Below are 1,087 nucleotides of genomic sequence, written 5' to 3'. Positions count from 1 at the left end.
CGGCAGGCAGAGCAAGTAGAGGGCAGCGCCTGCAATCCATGCCCACCCGTTCCACGTTGTTATAGAAGCCGCATAGATCGCCGTGAAGAGGAGGGGTCCGACGATCGAGGTCAGGCTGGTGAGCGCCGCCAGTGAGCCTTGCAGCTGCCCCTGACGTTCCTCATCCACCTGCCTGGACAACATTGCTTGCAGCGCCGGCATTCCGATGCCACCCGAAGCAAGCAGGACCATGATCGGGAACGCCATCCATCCCCGTGTCGCGAAGGCAAGCAGGATGTAGCCTGTGCCGTCGGCAATCATTCCGAGCATGAGTGCCCGCCTTTCGCCGAGCCGGGCGGCTACAGGGCCGGTGATCATTGCCTGGGCGAGTGAATGCAGAATGCCAAATGCGGCAAGCGAAATGCCGATCGTGGTCGCGTCCCAGTGAAAGCGATCCTCGCCGAAAATGACCCAAAGCGCGGCCGGCACCTGTCCGACAAGTTGCATGATGAAGAAGACCGCCATCAGGGCGGCGACGACGGTCATGCCCCGGGCCCACCGGAACGAAGCGAGCGGGTTGAGAGCCTCCCGGCGTAACGGCCGGCGTTCGCCTTTGTGCGACTCCGGCAAAAGGAAACAGCCCGTCAGGAAATTGAGGCCGTTCAAGGCTGCCGCGGCGAAGAACGGAGCGTGGGGGGAGAAACCGCCCATCAGCCCACCGAGCACAGGTCCCGCGACCATCCCGAACCCGAAACAGGCGCTCATGAAGCCGAAGTGCCGCGCGCGCTCATCGCCATCAGTGATATCGGCAATATAAGCGCCGGCTACCGCCCCAGTCGCCCCGGTGATGCCGGCCACGATCCGCCCGATATAGAGAACCCAAAGGAAAGGCGCCGTCGCCATGATGGCGTAGTCGACAGCAGCGCCGGCCAGCGAGACGAGCAAGACCGGCCGCCGCCCGAAACGATCCGACAGCGCGCCCAGCACAGGTGCGCAGGCAAATTGCATCAACGCATACAGCGCCAGCAGAATGCCATAGTGGGCGGTGACGTCGTTCGAGTGAACCAGATCGCGCAGGAGGCCCGGCAGCACCGGCATAATCAGGCCG

At 63.7% G+C, this 1,087-nt stretch carries 1 protein-coding gene; it reads right to left on the bottom strand.

Going from position 1 to position 1,087, the window contains the following annotated elements; all coding sequences use genetic code 11:
• On the bottom strand, positions 1–1,087 hold a 1,087-nt coding region (tet, locus tag R7Z41_RS24285), incomplete at both ends, for a Tet(A)/Tet(B)/Tet(C) family tetracycline efflux MFS transporter (protein WP_318141676.1).

The organism is Vibrio sp. 1457, assembly GCF_033340195.1.
GTDB classification, from domain to species: domain Bacteria; phylum Pseudomonadota; class Gammaproteobacteria; order Enterobacterales; family Vibrionaceae; genus Vibrio; species Vibrio alginolyticus.
Note: the sequence above shows the minus strand (reverse complement) of the source record. Positions and strands in the feature narration are given on the sequence as shown.